This window comes from Martelella sp. AD-3 (genome assembly GCF_001578105.1).
GTDB lineage: Bacteria > Pseudomonadota > Alphaproteobacteria > Rhizobiales > Rhizobiaceae > Martelella.
In genome coordinates this window covers 162,617-180,659 of sequence record NZ_CP014276.1, presented here as the reverse complement: position 1 = coordinate 180,659, position 18,043 = coordinate 162,617, and the positions used below count along the sequence as shown (strand labels likewise).

The window sequence follows — 18,043 nt, the reverse complement described above, 5'->3', positions numbered from 1 at the left end:
AACCGGACTTACCGGACCTGATCCAAGCATTCATCGCGCCGTTCGAAATCAAATCAAGGAAAATGCTGCATGCGATCCAGTGTCCTGTCGACCCTCTTACTATCCCTTCTTGTTCCCGTCACTGCGGATGCAGGCTGCATCACGCCGGACGGCGACGGCTTTGTCTTGCAGGGCGACGAGGCGACGAGCCGGGAACACGGGCTGACCTGGAAAAGATGCGCGATCGGCATGCAATGGGACGCCGGCGCAGGGGCCTGTTCCGGCGCGGCGCGCGACCTTGGACTGAACGAGGCGATTGAGTACGCCGCGCGGCAAGGCGACGGCTGGCGCGTTCCGACCGGGCAGGAACTGGAAACCCTTATCCTCGACACCTGCGAGGGTCCAAAGATCGACTCTGTCGCCTTTCCCGATATCGCCGCCACCGACTTCGGCGACGGCGCGTTGTTCTGGACATCCTCGGAAGCGATGCCCGACATGTTCTACTTCTTCGACTTCACCAACGGCTTTTTCGACATGCACAGCCAGGGTTTTCACCTGTCCGTCCTGCTCGTGAAAGACAGTGCGCGGCGATGACGACATGAGACAAGCCCGGGGCAGCGAAGCGTCCGGGCTTGTCACGAGACGTATCGTCTCTCCGGGCCTTGAGGCCCTTACCCGAAATGCCGCAGGATCCAGTCGAAGGCAGCGGCCTGCCAGAGGGCGGCGGCGCCGACCTGGCAATGTTCGCCGCCTCCGGATTCCTCGCTGAAAATGACGCTCTCGACAGACCGGGCGTTGGTAAGGCTCTTTTCGAAATCATCGACCTGGGAAACGGGGACGAAGTGGTCGATGGCACCGGCCAGGATCAGGACATCGCCCTTGATCCGGTTCGCGACACCTGCAAGCGTGAAGGCATGCGTGGCGTCGATGAAGGCCTCCGGGCTTTCCTTGCCGAACACCCATTGGCCGTTATCCAGTGCCCAGGCCACGCCCGGCAGTTTCGAATGGACCGGATGATGGATCATCGGCCGGAATTTCTCGACGACGGCGCCGAAATCATACATCACATCGAAGGCAATCACGCCGTCGATCCGGTCGTCGAACGCGGCTGCCCGCGGCGCAAGATAGCCACCGAGGCTGATGCCCGTCAGAATGACCCGGTTGAATTCCGGGTGTTTCGCCAGAATGTCGTCGAGGATCGCGCCGGTCGGCTTTTCCCATTCATGGGTGAAATACATCTGCTGTTCGCGCACCGGACCGGCCTGTCCGGGACCTTCATAAAGGAGCGTGCTGTATCCCCGTTCATTGGCCGCCTTGCCCATCATGAAATAGAGTTCTTCGAGCGTGCCGTCGAAGCCGCCGACGATCACGATCAAGGGCCGCTTCTCTCCGCCTTCGACCGGGAAAAAGATGCTCTTGAGCGCACCGTTTTCATAGGGCGTTTCATAGCGCTGATAGGCGATGGAATGGTCGGCAAGCCCCTGATCGAAATTTTCGATCTGGCCTTTCCAGGCAATGGCGCGCCGCTCATCGTCGCCGGGGAGAAAGAACTCCGATGTCCGCCAGTAGGTGTGCGCGCGAAAGCGGGCAAGACCGCGGCTCAAGCGGTCGCTGCCATCGTCTGCCAGCGTCTCGTTGACGCGCGCAATCCGGGCAAACGCGTCATACCACGCATCGGCGTCGCCTGCGGGAACGGTCGATATCGCCTGCAGCACTTCGGCGATATCGGCGGCGCCTGCGCCTGCGTCGCTCAGCACGCGCAAAGCCTGGAAGTGATAGGTCTGGTCTTCGAAAAGATGACGAATGCCCACGGGTCCTGCAGACGCTTTGTTGAAATCTGACATTGTCATGCCTCCTTATCGGTTTGAACGATCTCCGGTATCGCGCAGACCAGGCGGCATTTTTTGATATTTTCCGCCAATTCTTTGATATTTTCCGCCACTGCGCATAGTCTGGCACCCCGTCCCGTTGAAGGCTGCCGCCATGCGCACATTCGAGGCCAAGACATCCATCGATCTGTTCGACCAGCTGATCGACCTTGCCCGCCAGCATGACCTTATATCGAAGCTGGAGGCCGCTGGATTTCGAAAGGCTTCGGCTGTGTTGAAGAAGGGACATTCCGCCGGTTCTCACATGGGTGAAGAGGCTGTTCTTGAACTCGGCACGCTTCTGACCGATCGTTGGGGCGGGCCCGAGGTTGGCGCGGTCCTTGCCCTCAAGACGGACCTCACCCGGCTCGGCATCCTTGGGGAGCTGATCCTGCAGAGTGAGACGCCGCAGGCCGTTTTCTACCAGATGGCGCGGTTCAACCGCCTCTTGAACCAGCGCTCTGCCTTTGAACTCACGACCACGCCCTATCGCCTGACGATGACGCACAGCCATGCGAGGGTCGGGCCGAGGTTCAGCCGCGCCGCGCAATTCGGAACGATCTGGGCCCTGGCCAATGTGGCGCTCATTCCCGAACATGTTTTCGGGGCGGCCGTACGGCCGGTCTCGGCGCATTTCGATTTTGCCGCGCCTGCCGATCTTGAGCCGATCCATAAGGTGTTTGGTTCATCCATCCTGTTTGAACAGCCCGCCGCCGCCGTGTCCTTCGATCGCGCGCGCCTCAAGGATATCCGCAAAGACACCTCGCTTCCCGTCTGGAAGGCGCTGGAAGACGCCGCCGAAAGAGGGCTGGATGATGTTCCGGCTCTGGACAGTGTCGCAGGCCGTGTGCGTCATCATCTCGGTGAGCATATGGCCGGTTCGATAGCATCGGAGAGCAGTGTGGCCGCTCGTCTGGGCATGTCCGTGCGCACCATGCAGAGACGGCTTTCAGACGAGGGAACATCCTTCAGGCAAGAAGTCGATGCGGTGCGCTCCGAAACCGCGCGCCAGCTTCTCGGCGATCGCAGGATTTCCCTTTCGGAAATCGCCTTTCGGCTCGGCTACGGCGAACTGGCGGCCTTCAACCACGCGGCGCTGCGCTGGTTCGGTCAATCCCCGGGCTCCCTGCGGCGCGAAAAGGAAGCTGTTCCGGAGAACGAGAGGTGAGCCTTCGCGGCCTTTCAGGGCGAGGGCGCCATTTGGCACCCCCGTCCCGAACGGTTTCAATGACGGGACATGATCCGGAAACTAGCGACTGTGATCGAGATCGCGCACCTCGCCGCCCGTAGCCTTCAGACGCGTCATGTAGTCTTCCGCGTTCAGAAGCTGCGACGGGAAATAAAGCCCGGCGGAAACCGGTTCGCCGGACAGTCCGGTCAGCCGTTCGAGGAGCATGGCGACGCCCATGCCGGTGAGCGGCATCTGGCCTCCGGGGTGAACCACCGCCTGGATGGATTTCAGCGGCGCGCCATCGCGGGATGTGCCGGTGAGTTCGACAATGATCTCGGTGGAGAGAGGCTCGCCGCGCCGCCGCGAGGACGATTCGCCGATACCCAGACGGAACGCGACATTTGGGGCCCGTGTCGCTTCGGCGAGGATGAGGACATCATTGGGCGAAAGCATCTCGCCGGGCATCGCCGTGCCGTCAATTGCCGTCACCTCAGTCTGCACCTCTTCCCCGGCGCGCCAGACATGAGCGCCATTTTCGATCGACAGGGCGGCAGGCATCATCCTGGTCAGGCGTTCCATATCGGCATAGGTTGCCGGGCCGCCGATGTCGTTTTCGTCGATAATGGCGCTGACGCGCACATCGTCGATCGTGCCGAAGGCTCTTGCCGCTTCCAGGGCCGGGATCGTCGTCGCGCCCACGAGCCATTCGGCGCCGAGCACCACCGGCGCGGCGGATGCATTCAGCATATAGGCCGCGACTTCCGGCGCCACCTCGTGAATGCCGGACGAAATGCTGAGATAGGGGATCCCTCGCGATTGCGCGAAGCGCAGGCTGCCAAGGCTGTCCTCCTTGAAGAACAGCGCCAGCGCGGAAACCGGCTGATCGCCCAGTCCGAGATCCGGTGTCGCGAGGTCGACGGCAACGCCGCGGGCATTGCCGATTTCGGCCGCTGCCTCTTCGGCCCGGGCAAGGTTGCGTCCGCCGATCAGCAACGGGACGTCCGGGAAGTGCTTGCGCAGATGCTGCGCGGTCTGGCGGCCGACGAAGCCGGCGCCGCCAACGAGAAGAATGGGATCGGGTAGCATGGGATCTCCTATGTGTCGTGCTAGGGTGTTTCGATGTGCCCCGGCATCTGCGCCGCTGACGTTCGGTCGCGTCGGGCGGGGATGGCCTTTATCGGGATCGTGTGTTACAATCAGTAATATACTATTAGTAAGTTACTAAAGGTAATATAAGCGAAATCGTGCTGCTTTCAACCTCAAGGGCGTGACATGTCAAAAAAAATGCCGAAAGCGGAGCGGCGCGCGCAATTGCTGGAGACGGCGCGCGAAATGGTACGCGAAAGCGGCACGGATGCGCTTTCGCTTGGGAGCCTTGCCGAACGGGCGGGCGTCAGCAAACCGATCACCTACAACCACTTCGGCACGCGCGCGGGGCTATTGATCGCGCTTTACCGGGAGATCAACGATCAGCAGGTGCGCGCAACGCGGGAGGCGTTGGACAACGCGCCGGCGGCGCTTGCCGAGGTCGCACGGCTGCTGGCTGAGGCCTATATGGACTGCCATGAGGAGGTCGGCCCCGAATTTCACGTGATTGGCGGGGCGCTGAAGGGCGATCCTGAAATGGAGACCTATGAGCGGGACATGCTGGATGAGCATATCGCCCATTATGCAAATGTCCTGAAACCGTTTTCCTGCCTGTCCGAACCTGCCCTTCAGCGTCGCGCGATCGCCATTCTCGGCGCGGCCGACGCCCTGGCGGACGCGATGGCCCGCAGGCGGATCAGCAAAAAGGATGCCGTGGGCGATCTCGCAGCATTGATCATGTCAACGATTGGCCGGAGCTGATCCCGTTTCGACGGAACACGCCGATCGTCGCCTGGTGCTCATCAGACCGAGATCGAACGCGGTTTTCCGGCTCCTCCGGTGATCGTATCCCGCGGCGTTCTTTCGTCGGTGGCGTCGGGTTATCAAGCAGAGGCCGGAACAAGAGCAGTTCAATATCCTGCGCCAAGACAGAACGAATAGTAAACTCCTCTGTGGCTCGCCTTTGGCGCGACGTCGTCGGCCATTTGGTGTTGTGGATGTGTTTCCTTCAGTTGTACCCAATGTAAGGATTGCGTGCAGGAATATAGACCATTGGCTCTTTCGTAGGAGTTTCATGCGGCCAAACGCGGATTCACTGGTTGCGTTCCGCTCCAGAAGTTCCACGAGCCGACAACCTCGTTGGATTGACAGAGCGGATTACATTCCTGCGTAATCTGGATATAGAGGCAGGGCATCAATGTGCCGATGAACCGGCTGCTGGCTGCCTTGGTCCGGATGCGCGAGACGCAGCACTGAACAAAATGGTGCGTCGGAAAAGCGACGCCCCCGGACAGCAAAGTCATTCAAGGAGGAAACCAAGATGACAGTGGCATTCGTTGTGAATAACTCAAACGCTGAGGCCTCTGACAAGGGCACTTTTGACCGCATCGACCCGGTGACTGGCAAAGTCGCGACCACTGCGGCGGCAGCCAAGGCGGCCGATGCCGCGACCGTGGCCAAGGCGGCAGGTGCGGCCTTCCCCGCATGGGCAGCAACCGGCCCGGGTGAACGCCGCGCTCTGCTCAACAAGGCGGCTGACATCATGGATGCCAAGTCCGATGCGTTCATCGCCACCATGATCGCGGAAACTGGCGCGACCGGCCCCTGGGCGGGCTTCAACGTCATGCTTGCGGCCGGCGGGATCCGCGAGGCGGCCGCCATGACCACACAGATCGGTGGTGAGGTCATCCCCTCGAACAAACCCGGCACGCTGGCCATGGGGATCGCCACGCCAAAGGGCGCCTGCCTTGGTATAGCGCCGTGGAACGCGCCCGTGATCCTTGGCGCCCGCGCGCTGGCCATGCCGCTTGCATGCGGCAACACGGTGATCCTGAAAGGCTCTGAAGCCTGCCCCAAGACGCATCGCATGATCGTCGATTGCTTTGTCGAGGCGGGCTTCCCGGAGGGGGTCGTCAACTACATTTCGAACGCGCCCAAGGACGCCGCCGAGGTGGTCAAGGCGCTGATCGAAGCCCCTGAGGTCAAGCACGTGAACTTCACCGGCTCCTCCGCCGTGGGCCGAATTATCGGGCGGCTTGCCGGTGAAAACCTGAAGCCTTCGCTGCTTGAACTGGGCGGCAAGGCCCCGTTGGTGGTCCTCTCCGACGCCGACATCGACGGGGCGGTGAATGCCGCGATCTTTGGCGCCTTCATGAACCAGGGCCAGATCTGCATGTCGACCGAGCGGATCATCGTCGATGAAGATATCGCCGATACCTTTGTGCAGAAGCTGGCCGACCGGGCGTCGAAACTGCCCTACGGGGATCCGCGCGGGCAGGTCGTGCTGGGTTCGCTTGTGAATCCCGAGGTCGGCGAAAAGATGGATGCCCTGATCGCGGATGCAACGTCGAAGGGCGCGACGGTCGTGGCGGGCGGTCAGCGCGATGGTGCGATCCATGCAGCAACCTTGCTGGACGGTGTGACCGCCGACATGCGCATCTACGGCGAGGAAAGCTTTGGCCCGGTCAAGTCGATCATCCGCGTCAAGGGCGACGCCGAGGCGATCCGCGTAGCCAACGACACCGAATACGGCCTATCCGCGGCGGTCTTCAGCCAGGACATCCAGCGCGCGCTGTCTGCGGCGAAGCAGATCAAGAGCGGTATCTGCCACATCAATGGCCCGACCGTTAGTGACGAGCCGCAGATGCCCTTCGGCGGGGTGAACGATTCCGGATACGGCCGTTTCGGCGGCAAGGCGGCGATTGCCGAATTCACCGACCTGCGGTGGATCACGATCGAGGACCCGAACCAGCACTACCCTTTCTGATTCGATGTGAGACCAGACCCAGTGCGCTCACCCGGCGCGCTGGGGCTTTAGGCTTGATGCGAGCCCTTTTATGCGGGCAGCACGACCACGCCGCTCGGCGGTCAGTTCTCGACACGGCGCTGATTGCCCCGCCAGCTCGCCACAGGCGATCTCCTCTCCCGGCAGCATAACCTCGTTCTGGTCGGCGGAACGGGAACAGGAAAGTCGCATTTGCCGATCGCACTTGCCCGGGCCCTGATCCGCAACGGGGCAAGAGGACGGCTCTTCAATGTTGTCGACCTCGTCAATCAGCGGGAGACAGAAGCGCGCAATGGCAAACAAGGGCGGCTCGCCGACTTCATCGCCAGACGCGACTTCGTTATCATGGATGAACTGGGTATCTCCCGTTTGCCCAGGCTGGTGGCCAGCGTCTCTTCCATCTGGTCAGCAGGCTCTATGAGCGCAGCTCACTCACCGTGACCACCAATCTTGCCGCCGCGAACGGCAGTTCAGAGCCCGAAGCGACAAATGCTTTGGGCAGTCTGCGTGACTGTTGCGGCGGCATTCAATAGAGGAACGGGACAAATTTCGCGGTTTTTGCGGCGTATATTTCGAAGTCTTTGCCGTAGCGCTTTGCCAGATAGGCATCCAGCGCAGGAATGTGAAACCAGACAAAACTTGCGATGATAAAGATCGGAACCGGCCATGCGAAGAGGGATGCCGCGAGGATCGCCCATCCGCAAAACAGCACGCTGTCGCCGAAGTAGTTGATGTGCATGGAATACGCGAACAGACCTTCGGTGTAGCACTTGCCTTTGGACGTGGGTTTCTTTTTCCAGTGCCAGCGCTGGATTTCGGATCCGCTGTTCAGGAACGAGCCGATGATGACCATGGCTATGCCGACCCAGTCCAGCCAGCGGAACGGCGTTGCGGTGTCAGAAAGCGCGCCCGCTCCGAGCAAGAGAAAGCCGATTTCAAACACAGCCATAAAGACGGTCAGCCCAAAAACCTCGGACATCTCAACGCGGCGTTTGAGCAGGACAAACAGCGTCAGAACGTGCCGCAGAAAGTAGAGGAGGGCACACCCTGCGAGCACCTTTGCTCTGAGGGGGTCTGCCCAGTCAAAGCGGCCAAAGGCCAACCATATGCAAACGATCACCAAACCGGCATGAAGAGTGAAAAATGCCAGCTTCGGCCCGAGACTCTGGTCGTGATCGCGGTCGACGCCGCCGGATGTTGCCATGGGAAAGCTCCTCAATAGGGTTTGAAGACCATAAGACCGAGCGTGGCCAAGGACATGAGCAGAGCGGCGACGCCGACGGGGGCTGCTTTTCGAAAAACACGATCGTACTGGACCGGTAGGGACGCTTCGCCTGCGCGTTCCGTTGACATGGCGATCTCATAAAGTCGGCGTTCGAGACGGGCTCCGAAAACATAGGCTGCAATCAGAAGGATGCTCAACGCCACGGAAAGCCAAACCCACAATGCCTTGAAATCATATCCAGCCGCCCAGATCAGCGCGCCTCCCGTCAGCGGCAGAGCCAACAGCGCCGGTCCCATGACGTAGCTGTTGACGGCGATGACAATGCTCAACATCGCACCCGCCTTGGAGGAGGGCGCCTGTCGCGCACGATTGTGGATCAATCCATTAATCACGGTTGCGCCCACCATCAGGATCGCGGCGAGAAGATGGGCCAGCTTTAGGGAGAGGAAGAGATTAGGCATGTTTTAGACCACTTGGACTTTTTAAAGCCAATAGACAGACCTCAGGTTTCGTGTCAATGTTTTTTTCGACCACATGGACCATAAAAATGCCGAAGATCGTCAACCACGACGCCCACAAGGATGAAATCGCCCAGCGTGCGGCCGCCTATTTTTCAGAATACGGCTACTCCGGAGTGGGCATGCGCGGCGTCGCGCAATATTTGGGCATGTCAAAAAGCGCCCTCTATCACTACTTTCCCAACAAAGAGGCGCTGTTTCTGGCCTGTACCAAACAGGTGATCCGCCAGTTTCCTGAACCGAGCGGCAATAGCGCACTGGGAGAAGCGGCTCAGCTTCAAGAGCTGATGGATTGCATGAAGCAGGACTTTGGCTCCGAGATGGCGCTTGTTTTTGACTACCTGCGCGGCAAAAAGCCCGACGAGATCGCGGATGATCCGGCGATGCAGGAAACGATGGCGTATTTTCTGGGTACGGTCACGCGTATCGTTGGAGAGGAGCGGGCACCTGAAACGCTGGCGCAGATCATCGGGACTCTGCTGCTGCACTACTTTTCTGGTGGAAACTGGAAAGCAGACTTTCACGGTTTGCGCATTGACTGAACGATTTGGATTGACGACGATGTTCCGCGCCTTTTGCCTTGCCGCCTTCGCCATGCTCTGCACCGGCTTTTTCCCTTCTGAAACGAGGGCCGCGCCATATCATGCCGGTCTCGTGCGGATCGAGGTTGAGGACGATCTCGAAATGGCCCCTGTCGTCATCTGGTATCCGACCGACATTCCTGAAGAAGTCTCCTGGCAGGCCGGGCCGTTTGAAATCACCGCCGGCCGGGACGTGGCGGTAGCGAAGGGGCGCTTTCCCGTCCTGCTCCTCTCGCATGGTCATCTGGGCGGTCCTATGAGCCATCGCGATTTCGCGGCCTCTCTTGCCCGGCAGGGCTATATCGTGGTCGCGCCGACGCATCTGGGCGATACTGAAGGCCATCCGATTGCCGGCCAGGACCAAATACTGGCGCGCCGGCCGCGACAGGCCATCGCGGCGCTGGATGCGGCTTTGAAGGATGATCGCTTCGCCTCCCATGCCAACCACGCCCGTATCGGCATGATTGGCTATTCCGCCGGCGGCTACACCGCCCTCATGCTGGCGGGGGCTAAAGCCGATTTTGCGCTTGCGGCTTCCTATTGCCAGGCGCATGGCGACGCTGACCCCGGCTCCTGCGGACAGGAGCAAGACGTCTGGCCCCGGATATCAACGACGCTCGCCAGCTGGAAGCCGCCGATCAATCCCTACCCCATAAAGGCGGCCGTCCTGCTCGACCCGCTTGCGACGATGTTCGACGCCACAGGTCTCGCCGCCGTCAAAATCCCCGTTCTTCTCGTTCGCCCGGAGGATGAGGCCTACATGAAGGCCGACGCCAACGCGCTGGCGCTTGCCGGCAACCTGCCTGATCCGCCACATGAGCTCGTGGTGCCCGGACGTCATTTCGTTTTCATCGATCCATGTCCTGAAGAAATCGCGGCCGACGCCAGCCTGATCTGCGGCGATGAACCCGGCGTCGATCGGGCGTCCGTCCATCGTGAACTGGAGACCGAGATCACGGTCTTCCTGAAGCAGAATTTGTGAAGGGCTGACAACAAAACAGGCCAGAAAGGGGCTTTTTTGCCAAGTCCCGTGCACCGAAAACGCCCATCGGTACGGAAGCCCATCCTCTTGCGCAGTAAATTTCTTCACCGGCGGGCCGCGCCAGCGCTACATCGGGCCCGTGCAGCGCAACCGGTATCATCATCCTGAATGGCTTAACGACGACGTCGATTTTTCGAGGTCGCCATGGGCCTTGAGGACGGAGCGATCTGGCATCAAACGCCGGGCCGAAAACATTTACATAGCAATAAGATATATTTTCCGCTGCTTTCAGCATTTGACTTGCTTCAGGGATAACGGCGTTATGGGCGTGAGGAAAGCGGCCTTGCGCTCCGGGAGAAGGGCGGGTCGTTTGATAGGGAGGAGATCGTCCCGGTCTTGCGGGACTGATGGCGGCTGCCCGCGATCCGCGGACGGGCCCCTCCTTGCGGCGTGCAACATTCAGGGGGAGGTCTTGTCTATGCTGGAACGAATGTTCGATGTGCGCGGTCAGTCCGTGATCGTGACGGGCGGGGCCAGCGGCATCGGCCGCGCTTACGCGGAGATCATGGCCGCGCAGGGCGCGCGGGTCTGCATCTTCGATCTGGATCAGGCGGGCACCGAGAAGACCGTCGGCGAAATCAAAGCCACGGGCGGTGACGTCTGGGGCCTGAAGGTCGATGTCGCCGACCGTCCCGGTCTGGCGGCGGCCTTCGATGAAGTGGCCGAAAAACACGGCCGCATCGACACGGTCTACGCCAATGCCGGCATCGATCCGGGACCCGGCTTCATGACGCCGACAGGCGAGCGCAATCCCGACGGCGCGATCGAGAACATCCCCGACGAGCAGTGGGACCGCGGCATCGAGATCAACCTCACCTCGGTCTACAACACGGTCAAGAATGCCGTGCGCCACATGAAGCCGAGCGGCGGCGGGCAGATCATCGTGACCTCCTCGATCGCCTCGGACATCAACGAAAGCATCGTCGGAACGTCCTACATGCCGGCAAAGGCCGCCGTGAACCATTTCGTGCGCCACATGGCGATGGAGCTTGGCGCCTATGGCATCCGCGTCAACGCGATCCTGCCAGGCCCGTTCATCACCAATATCGCCGGCGGCCGGCTGCGCAACAAGGAAGACCGCGCGGCGTTCGAGGCGCAGTCCCTCATCGGCCGTATCGGCGATGTCGAGGATATCAAGGGCCTGGCGCTGCTGCTGGCCTCGCCGGCCGGATCCTACATGACGGGATCGCTGGTGGTCATCGATGGCGGATCGCTGATCCGCATGACCTGACAGGCAAATGGGCGTGCGTCTGCCGGGAGGCGGCAGGCGATACGTCGGATAAATGGGAGAGGAGAACAGAAATGGCTTATATCAACAAACTGATCCGGCCCACCCGCCGCGGCGTGCTGCGCGGCATGGGGGCCGGCCTTGCGGCAAGCGTTCTGGGATCGCCGGCGGTGCTGCGCGCCCAGACGGCGGGCAAGATCCGCATGGGCTATATTACGCCCGAAACCGGGCCGCTCGGCCTGTTCGGGGAAACCGACGGCTATACCGTCCAGAAAATCCGCGACGCGCTCGGCGGCAGACTGCAATCGGCCAATGGCGACGTCTATGAGATTGAAATCCTCGAGCGTGACAGCCAGTCGAACCCGAACAAGGCCGCCGAGATCGCCGGCGACCTGATCCTGAACGACGAAGTCCATCTTCTCGTGCCGGCATCGACGACCGATACCATCCTGCCGGCCATGGAGCAGGCCGAGCTTTACGAGACGCCGTCGATCTCGGCGGGCGCGCCGTGGCAGGCCGTGATCATGCCGCGCGGCGGCGGCGAATTCGACTGGACCTACCATTTCTTCTGGGGTCTGGACGAGGCGCTGAACACGTTTGTCGGCCTGTGGAACGGGCTGGAGACCAACCGCAAGGTCGGCATGCTGTTTCCGCAGAACATTGACGGCGAAACCTGGGGCAATGAGGAATACGGCCTGCCCGTACCGACCCGCGCCGCGGGCTACGAGGTCACCATCCCCGGCTATTTCCAGCCGCGCACCAATGACTTCTCGGCGCAGATCGCCACGTTCAAGCAGGCCGGCTGCGATATCATCGGCGGCATCACCTATCCGGACGATCTCAAGACCTTCGTCACCCAGTGCAACCAGCAGGGATTCAAGCCGAAGGCGGTGACCGTGGCGGCGGCGCTGCTGTTCCCCGGCAGCGTCGAGGCCATGGGTCCGCTCGGCAACGGCATGACGACCGAAGTGTGGTGGACGCCCGCCTTCCCCTTCAAGTCCTCGATTACCGGGCAGACCAGCCGGGAGATCGCCGATCAGTGGGAAAGCGAGCAGAACCGCCAGTGGACGCAGCCGCTCGGCTATTCGCACAGCGTCCTGGAAGTGGCGATCGACGTGCTCAAGCGTTCGGCCGATCCCCTGGATCGCGAGGCCAATCGCGAGGCGCTGGCGGCGACCAATCTCGACACCGTGGTCGGCCATATCAACTTTTCGGGCCAGCCGCACAAGAATGTCTGCACCACGCCGATCTTCGGCGGCCAGTGGGTCAAGGGCGAGAAATGGCCTTACGACCTCAAGATCGTGGACAACAGCGTCAACCAATTGTTCGAGCCGCAGCAGAAGATCGTGGCGCTGAACTGGTAGGATGCAGATGCAACAGCCAAAAGGCGAACGCCAGCGGCTTCTTCAGGCCCGGAACGTATCGAAAAGCTTCGGCGCGTTCCGGGTGCTGCATGATGTCGACTTCGATGTCTATCGCGGCGAGGTTCTCGGGATACTGGGACCGAACGGCGCCGGCAAGACCACGCTGTTCAACATGATCAGCGGCGACCTGAAGCCCACCGCCGGCGAGATCCGGCTGGGAGAGGTCATGCTGAAAGGCGAACCACCGCACCGCCGCTGCCAGATGGGGATCGGCCGCACCTACCAGATTCCGCAGCCCTATTCCGGAATGACAACCTTTGAAAACCTGCTTGTCGCCTCGGCCTTCGGCGGCGGCAGGTCCGAGGCAGAGAGCTATGAATTCTGTGCGCAGGTGCTCAGCGATTGCGAATTGCTGAACAGGGCCAATGTTCTGGCCGGATCATTGTCGCTGCTGGACCGAAAGCGGCTGGAGCTTGCCCGGGCGCTCGCCTCGGGGCCCAAGCTTCTGTTGCTGGACGAAATCGCCGGCGGGCTGACGGACGAGGAATCGAAGGAGCTTGTCGCCCTGATATCGCAGATCCGCGATCGCGGCGTCACCATCATCTGGATCGAGCATGTTCTGCATGCGCTGATGGCGGTGGCGGACCGGCTTCTGGTGCTGAACTTCGGCGAGAAGATCGCGGAAGGCGACCCCAGGACCGTCATTTCGAACCCCGATGTCATGCGGGTTTACATGGGGGTCGAGGCATGACGGAATTGTTGTCAACACATGGTCTGGTCGCCAGATACGGTGATTTCCAGGCGCTGTATGACGTCGATGTTGAAGTCGACGAAGGCGAGGTCATCGCGCTGATCGGCGCGAACGGCGCCGGAAAATCCACCTTCCTGCGGGCCGTTCTGGGGTTGCTGCCGGTAAAGCCGGAGATGGTCCGCTTCGAAGGCCGGCCCATTGGCGGAACGCCGACGGACCAGATGGTGAAGAAGGGCATGGCGGTCGTTCCCGAGGGGCGGCGGCTGTTCACCGGCATGTCCGTCACGGACAATCTGCGCGTGGCGATCGATCAGACGAGCCGTCATGGCAGCAAGGGCGACTGGACGCTGGACAGGGTGCATCAGCTCTTTCCCATTCTCAAGGAGAAGGCGCGCGTGCCGGTTCAGAACCTCTCCGGCGGCCAGCAGCAGATGGTTGCGATCGGACGCGCATTGCTGTGCCAGCCGCGTTTGCTGCTGTGCGACGAGATCAGTCTCGGCCTTGCGCCCAAGGTCATCCGCGAGATCTATGCCGTCCTGCCCGAAATCAGGGCGCAGGGGACGTCGATCGTCGTGGTCGAGCAGGATGTCGGTCTGGCGAAGAGCGCCTCCGACCGGCTCTATTGCATGCTTGAAGGGCGCGTGACGCTGAGCGGACGCTCCGACGACGTCACGCGCGAACAGATCAGCGAAGCCTATTTCGGGGGTGGCCATGCAGTGGTTTGACGCACTTGTACAGGGCATCCTGCTGGGCGGGATGTATGCGCAATATGCGCTGGGAATGGCCTTGATGTTCGGGGTCATGCGGATCGTGAATGTCAGCCATGGCGATCTGGTGATCCTGCTCTCCTTGATCGGCATCTCGCTGGCCTCGGCCTTCGGGCTTGGTCCGTTCACGGTGATGGCGGCGCTGGTGCCGCTGGCTGTGGCGATGGGCTGGCTTCTCCAGCGCGCGGTGCTGAACCGGGTGGTGGGCGAGGACCCGCTGCCGTCGCTGATCGCGACCTTCGGCCTGTCGCTGGCGCTGCAGAACCTGATGCTGCAGATCTGGTCGGCCAACAGCCGCTCGCTGCCGGGCGGCGGGATCGAAAGCCAGTCGATCCAGATCGGCGGTATCTATATCGGCCTCCTGCCGATGCTCGTCCTGCTGGTCGCGACCGGCCTGACGCTGGGGCTCGACCTGATGCTGAAACGCATGCGCTTCGGCAGGGCGCTGCGCGCCGCCTCGGCCGATGTCGAGGCTGCGGCCATGACCGGCATCAATCCGCGCACCGTCTATGCCGCGGCGACGGCGATTGCGGTCGGCATTCTCGGCTTTGCCGCCGTGTTTCAGTCGCTGCGCTCGACCGTGGCGCCTGCCGATGGCGGGGCGCAGCTGATCTACGCCTTCGAGGCCGTGATCATCGGCGGCATGGGCTCGGTATGGGGTGCGTTCGCCGGTTCGATGGTGCTGGGCATCGCCCAGGCTGTCGGTTTTCGCATCGACCCCGGCTTCGGCGTCCTGGCCGGCCATCTTGTTTTCCTGCTGATTCTAGCCGTGCGCCCTCAGGGCCTGTTCGGGAGAGCGTGAACCATGACTTCTCATTCCATCGCACCCAGCGCGGATGCAGCGCAGATCAGCATCAAGGTCCGGCGTCAGACCCTCTCCGGGATCATTGCGCTGAGCCTGTTCGTGTTCGCCCTGGTGGCGCTCGCGGCCATGCCGTGGTGGGCCAAGACCGGCACGATCCGCATGGTGCTCGAATTGTGCTGCTACATTCTGGCGGCGCAGATGTGGAACCTGCTCGCCGGCTATGCCGGACTGGTCTCGGTCGGCCAGCAGGCGTTCATGGGCGCGGCCGGCTATGCGCTGTTCGTCATGGCCCAAACCTTCGGCATCAACCCGTTCCTCGCCATCTTCCTGTCGCTGCTGGCGCCTGCGGTGCTCGCCGTTCCCTGCTATATGCTGCTGCACCGGCTGGACGGTCCCTATTTCGCCATCGGCACATGGGTTGTGGCCGAGGTGTTCCGGCTGGTGGCGTCCAATCTTGGATGGGTCAATGCCGGAGCCGGCATGTCCCTGGGCGTGATGCGGGATTATTCCACCTTCGAGCGCAACATCGCCATGTCGCTTCTCTGCGCGCTGATGATCCTCGTCGCCATCGGCGGCGGCTACTGGTTCCTGCGCTCGCGCTTCGGCCTCGCGCTGATCGCCATGCGGGACAACCCCGTGGCGGCGGCGAGCCAGGGCGTCAATGTCCGCCGCCTGCGCTTCATGATCTATGTCGCGGCGGCCGTGGGATGCGGCTTCGCCGGCTCGGTCTACTTCATGGCGCAGTTGCGCATCAATCCCGCCTCGGCCTTTGACCCGATGTGGTCCAATGTCGCGATCTTCATCGTGATGATCGGCGGGATCGGCACGATCGAAGGCGTTCTCATCGGCGCGCTGATCTATTTTATCGCGGATCGCTATTTCGGCGAATACGGCGCAAGCTACTTCATCGTCCTGGGCTTGATGACGGTGCTGGTCGCGCTCTACGCGCGCACCGGCATCTGGGGGATGATCTCCAAACGCTGGGACGCCCCGTGGTTCCCCATCCGGCGCCATCTGATTGTCGAGAAGGAGGAGAGCCCATGAAGGCGGTCATCTTCGACACTGTCGGTCAACCGCTGCGCGTCGGCGACATGCCTGATCCGACGCCGGCGCCCGACGAGGTCGTGCTGAAGGTCGCCGCCTGCGGCATCTGCGGCAGCGACCTGCACATCACCGAGGATCCCGCGCCCTTCGGCATTGCCGGCGGTTTCGTGCTTGGCCATGAAATCGCGGGCGAGGTCGTGGCGACCGGCGGCGGCGTCGATACGCTGAAGCCGGGCGACCTGGTTGCCGTCGTGCCGATGCGCGGCTGCGGACACTGCGCGCGTTGTCTTGCCGGCGATCCCGCGCGCTGCCCGGAGATGACGCTGATCGGCGGCGGCTATGCGGACTATGTCTGCGTCGCCGCCCGCCAGTGCCGCATACTTCCCGAGGGCGTTACGGCAAGCGACGCCGCGCTCGCCGAACCGCTTTCGGTGGCGCTGCACTGCATCGTCCGCTCCGGCATGAAGCCGGGCGATCGCGTCGCCATTCTCGGCGCCGGGCCGATCGGTCTGCTGGTCGCCTTCTGGGCGCGGCGACTGGGCGCTTCCAGGGTGGTGATGGCCGATCTCTACGATCATCAGGCTGAACGCGCCCGCGCTCTGGGGGCGACGGGCTTTGCCCTCTCCGGCGCGGGTCTTTCCGAAAACCTGAGCGATCAGTGCGGCGGCCCGCCCGACATCGTCTTCGAATGCGTCGGCAAGCCCGGCCTTCTGCAAGCGGCCGTCGAAGCTGTTCGGCTGCAGGGCAAGGTGATCGGCGTCGGTCTTTGCATCGGCGGCGATGAATGGGACCCGTTCGTGGCCTTGTCCAAGGAGATCGACCTGATCTTTTCGGTCTTTTTCCATCAGAGAAATGAATTCGGCGTGGCGCTCGACGCGCTTGTGAAAGGGGCCGTGGTCGCGCCGCAGGCGATCATCACCGACCGCATCGGCCTTTCGCCCGTGCCGCAGGTCTTCGAAGGCCTGCGCCGGCGCACCACCCAATGCAAGGTGCTGATCCAGCCCGAACTTGCCTGAAGGAGAGGATATGACTGTTCAGTTTGAGACATCAGAATACGAGATCGGCGGCGTTCACACGGTGGTGAAGGCCATCGGAAAGGGCAAGCCGGTGCTGTTCCTGCATGGCGCGGCGACGCTGGAAGGTTTCGATTTCGCCGCGGGGTTTTCCGATCGTTTCCGGGTCTATTGCCCGAGCCATCCCGGCATGGGCTATTCGGGCGATGCGCCCCATGTTTCGGGGGCGATGGATATCATCATCCATTATCTGAACCTGCTCGACGCGATGGACCTTCCGGAAAAGCCGCATCTGATCGGCTTCTCGATGGGCGGCTGGCTCGCCACGGAACTCGCCGCCGTTGCCGGCGACCGGTTCGACCGCGTCGTGCTGCTCGCGCCGGCGGGACTCAACGATCCCGACCATCCCGCGACCGATCTCGGATCGATCGCGCCGCAGGACCTTCCCGGCTTTCTGGCGCATGACCCCAAGGTGGCGCTGCGCTATTTCCCCGATGGTTCCGATCCCGCATTCGCCGAAAAGTTCGGCGCCGATCGCGCCCGCGAGGGAGAAACCGTCGGGCGGATCTGCGCGCCTTTCGGCATGGGTCACCCCAATCTGCGCCGCATGCTTGCCCGGATCTCCAATCCGGCGCTGGTGGTCTGGGGCAAGGAGGACAGGCTTCTGCCGGCAAGCCAGCTGCCCTTGTGGGTGGAGCAATTGCCGGACGGCCAGGCGCTGTTGATCGAAGGGGCCGGCCACCTGCTGCTGCAGGAGCAGCCCGATAGCGTGACAAAGATCGGCGACTTTCTCGCCGGACCAACATTGTAGGAGGA

At 62.1% G+C, this 18,043-nt stretch carries 18 protein-coding genes and 1 pseudogene; 15 read left to right on the top strand and 4 right to left on the bottom strand.

Going from position 1 to position 18,043, the window contains the following annotated elements; genetic code table 11:
* The first annotated feature begins 69 nt into the window (after positions 1-69).
* The gene (locus AZF01_RS21885) at positions 70-573 is read left to right on the top strand and encodes a DUF1566 domain-containing protein (protein ID WP_036238207.1); all 504 of its coding nucleotides are present in this window, start codon (positions 70-72) and stop codon (positions 571-573) included.
* A 77-nt stretch (positions 574-650) separates the two neighbouring features.
* On the opposite strand, the gene AZF01_RS21880 is transcribed toward AZF01_RS21885, so the two are convergent.
* Positions 651-1,823: a S9 family peptidase gene (locus tag AZF01_RS21880; protein ID WP_051424159.1), complete on the bottom strand. Its 1,173-nt coding sequence runs from the start codon at positions 1,821-1,823 to the stop codon at positions 651-653.
* Between the two features lie 139 nt (positions 1,824-1,962).
* Here AZF01_RS21880 and AZF01_RS21875 point away from each other — a divergent pair, with 139 nt between their 5' ends.
* Entirely contained in the window at positions 1,963-3,015 is a 1,053-nt protein-coding gene (locus tag AZF01_RS21875) for an AraC family transcriptional regulator (RefSeq protein WP_152534631.1), read from the top strand.
* Positions 3,016-3,096: 81 nt separating this feature from the next.
* Here the strand turns inward: AZF01_RS21875 and AZF01_RS21870 are convergent, their stop codons facing one another.
* Positions 3,097-4,104: a hypothetical protein gene (locus AZF01_RS21870; protein WP_024709803.1), complete on the bottom strand. Its 1,008-nt coding sequence runs from the start codon at positions 4,102-4,104 to the stop codon at positions 3,097-3,099.
* Between the two features lie 186 nt (positions 4,105-4,290).
* Here AZF01_RS21870 and AZF01_RS21865 point away from each other — a divergent pair, with 186 nt between their 5' ends.
* The 3 genes and pseudogenes from AZF01_RS21865 to AZF01_RS21855 all read left to right on the top strand — a co-directional run bounded on the left by AZF01_RS21865 (position 4,291) and on the right by AZF01_RS21855 (position 7,422).
* Complete coding sequence (locus AZF01_RS21865) at positions 4,291-4,866, top strand: TetR/AcrR family transcriptional regulator (RefSeq protein WP_024709804.1); 576 nt, start codon at positions 4,291-4,293, stop codon at positions 4,864-4,866.
* Between the two features lie 559 nt (positions 4,867-5,425).
* Entirely contained in the window at positions 5,426-6,871 is a 1,446-nt protein-coding gene (locus tag AZF01_RS21860) for an aldehyde dehydrogenase (protein ID WP_061449917.1), read from the top strand.
* A gap of 123 nt (positions 6,872-6,994) precedes the next feature.
* Positions 6,995-7,422 (top strand): annotated as a pseudogene (locus AZF01_RS21855) (ATP-binding protein).
* Here AZF01_RS21855 and AZF01_RS21850 read toward each other — a convergent pair.
* Together AZF01_RS21850 and AZF01_RS21845 are read right to left on the bottom strand one after the other, a co-directional pair.
* Positions 7,416-8,093 (bottom strand): DUF1295 domain-containing protein, encoded by a 678-nt coding sequence (locus tag AZF01_RS21850; RefSeq protein ID WP_024707895.1) that lies wholly within the window; start codon positions 8,091-8,093, stop codon positions 7,416-7,418. The pseudogene AZF01_RS21855 and the gene AZF01_RS21850 sit on opposite strands and share 7 nt — an antisense overlap.
* An 11-nt stretch (positions 8,094-8,104) precedes the next feature.
* Positions 8,105-8,575 carry a DUF2269 family protein gene (locus AZF01_RS21845; protein WP_024707896.1) on the bottom strand — a complete coding sequence of 157 codons (471 nt, stop codon included), beginning with the start codon at positions 8,573-8,575 and terminating at the stop codon, positions 8,105-8,107.
* A gap of 86 nt (positions 8,576-8,661) precedes the next feature.
* On the opposite strand from AZF01_RS21845, the gene AZF01_RS21840 reads away from it, so the two are divergent.
* The 10 genes from AZF01_RS21840 (at position 8,662) to AZF01_RS21795 (ending at position 18,038) form a co-directional block, all read left to right on the top strand.
* Positions 8,662-9,174 (top strand): TetR/AcrR family transcriptional regulator, encoded by a 513-nt coding sequence (locus AZF01_RS21840; RefSeq protein WP_024707897.1) that lies wholly within the window; start codon positions 8,662-8,664, stop codon positions 9,172-9,174.
* A 19-nt stretch (positions 9,175-9,193) separates the two neighbouring features.
* Complete coding sequence (locus AZF01_RS21835) at positions 9,194-10,195, top strand: dienelactone hydrolase family protein (protein ID WP_024707898.1); 1,002 nt, start codon at positions 9,194-9,196, stop codon at positions 10,193-10,195.
* Between the two features lie 472 nt (positions 10,196-10,667).
* Complete coding sequence (locus tag AZF01_RS21830) at positions 10,668-11,486, top strand: SDR family NAD(P)-dependent oxidoreductase (protein WP_024707899.1); 819 nt, start codon at positions 10,668-10,670, stop codon at positions 11,484-11,486.
* Between the two features lie 71 nt (positions 11,487-11,557).
* Positions 11,558-12,847 carry an ABC transporter substrate-binding protein gene (locus AZF01_RS21825; protein ID WP_024707900.1) on the top strand — a complete coding sequence of 430 codons (1,290 nt, stop codon included), beginning with the start codon at positions 11,558-11,560 and terminating at the stop codon, positions 12,845-12,847.
* 1 nt (position 12,848) lies between these two features.
* Positions 12,849-13,598 (top strand): ABC transporter ATP-binding protein, encoded by a 750-nt coding sequence (locus AZF01_RS21820; RefSeq protein WP_024707901.1) that lies wholly within the window; start codon positions 12,849-12,851, stop codon positions 13,596-13,598.
* Positions 13,595-14,323: an ABC transporter ATP-binding protein gene (locus AZF01_RS21815; RefSeq protein ID WP_024707902.1), complete on the top strand. Its 729-nt coding sequence runs from the start codon at positions 13,595-13,597 to the stop codon at positions 14,321-14,323. The genes AZF01_RS21820 and AZF01_RS21815 overlap by 4 nt, the downstream gene beginning before the upstream one ends.
* A complete protein-coding gene (locus tag AZF01_RS21810) occupies positions 14,310-15,167 on the top strand; it encodes a branched-chain amino acid ABC transporter permease (protein WP_024707903.1) in 858 nt (285 codons plus the stop codon). The genes AZF01_RS21815 and AZF01_RS21810 overlap by 14 nt, the downstream gene beginning before the upstream one ends.
* A gap of 3 nt (positions 15,168-15,170) precedes the next feature.
* Positions 15,171-16,214 (top strand): branched-chain amino acid ABC transporter permease, encoded by a 1,044-nt coding sequence (locus tag AZF01_RS21805; protein ID WP_024707904.1) that lies wholly within the window; start codon positions 15,171-15,173, stop codon positions 16,212-16,214.
* Positions 16,211-17,230: a zinc-binding dehydrogenase gene (locus AZF01_RS21800; RefSeq protein WP_024707905.1), complete on the top strand. Its 1,020-nt coding sequence runs from the start codon at positions 16,211-16,213 to the stop codon at positions 17,228-17,230. The genes AZF01_RS21805 and AZF01_RS21800 overlap by 4 nt, the downstream gene beginning before the upstream one ends.
* A gap of 10 nt (positions 17,231-17,240) precedes the next feature.
* A complete protein-coding gene (locus tag AZF01_RS21795) occupies positions 17,241-18,038 on the top strand; it encodes an alpha/beta fold hydrolase (protein ID WP_024707906.1) in 798 nt (265 codons plus the stop codon).
* Positions 18,039-18,043: the final 5 nt, after the last annotated feature.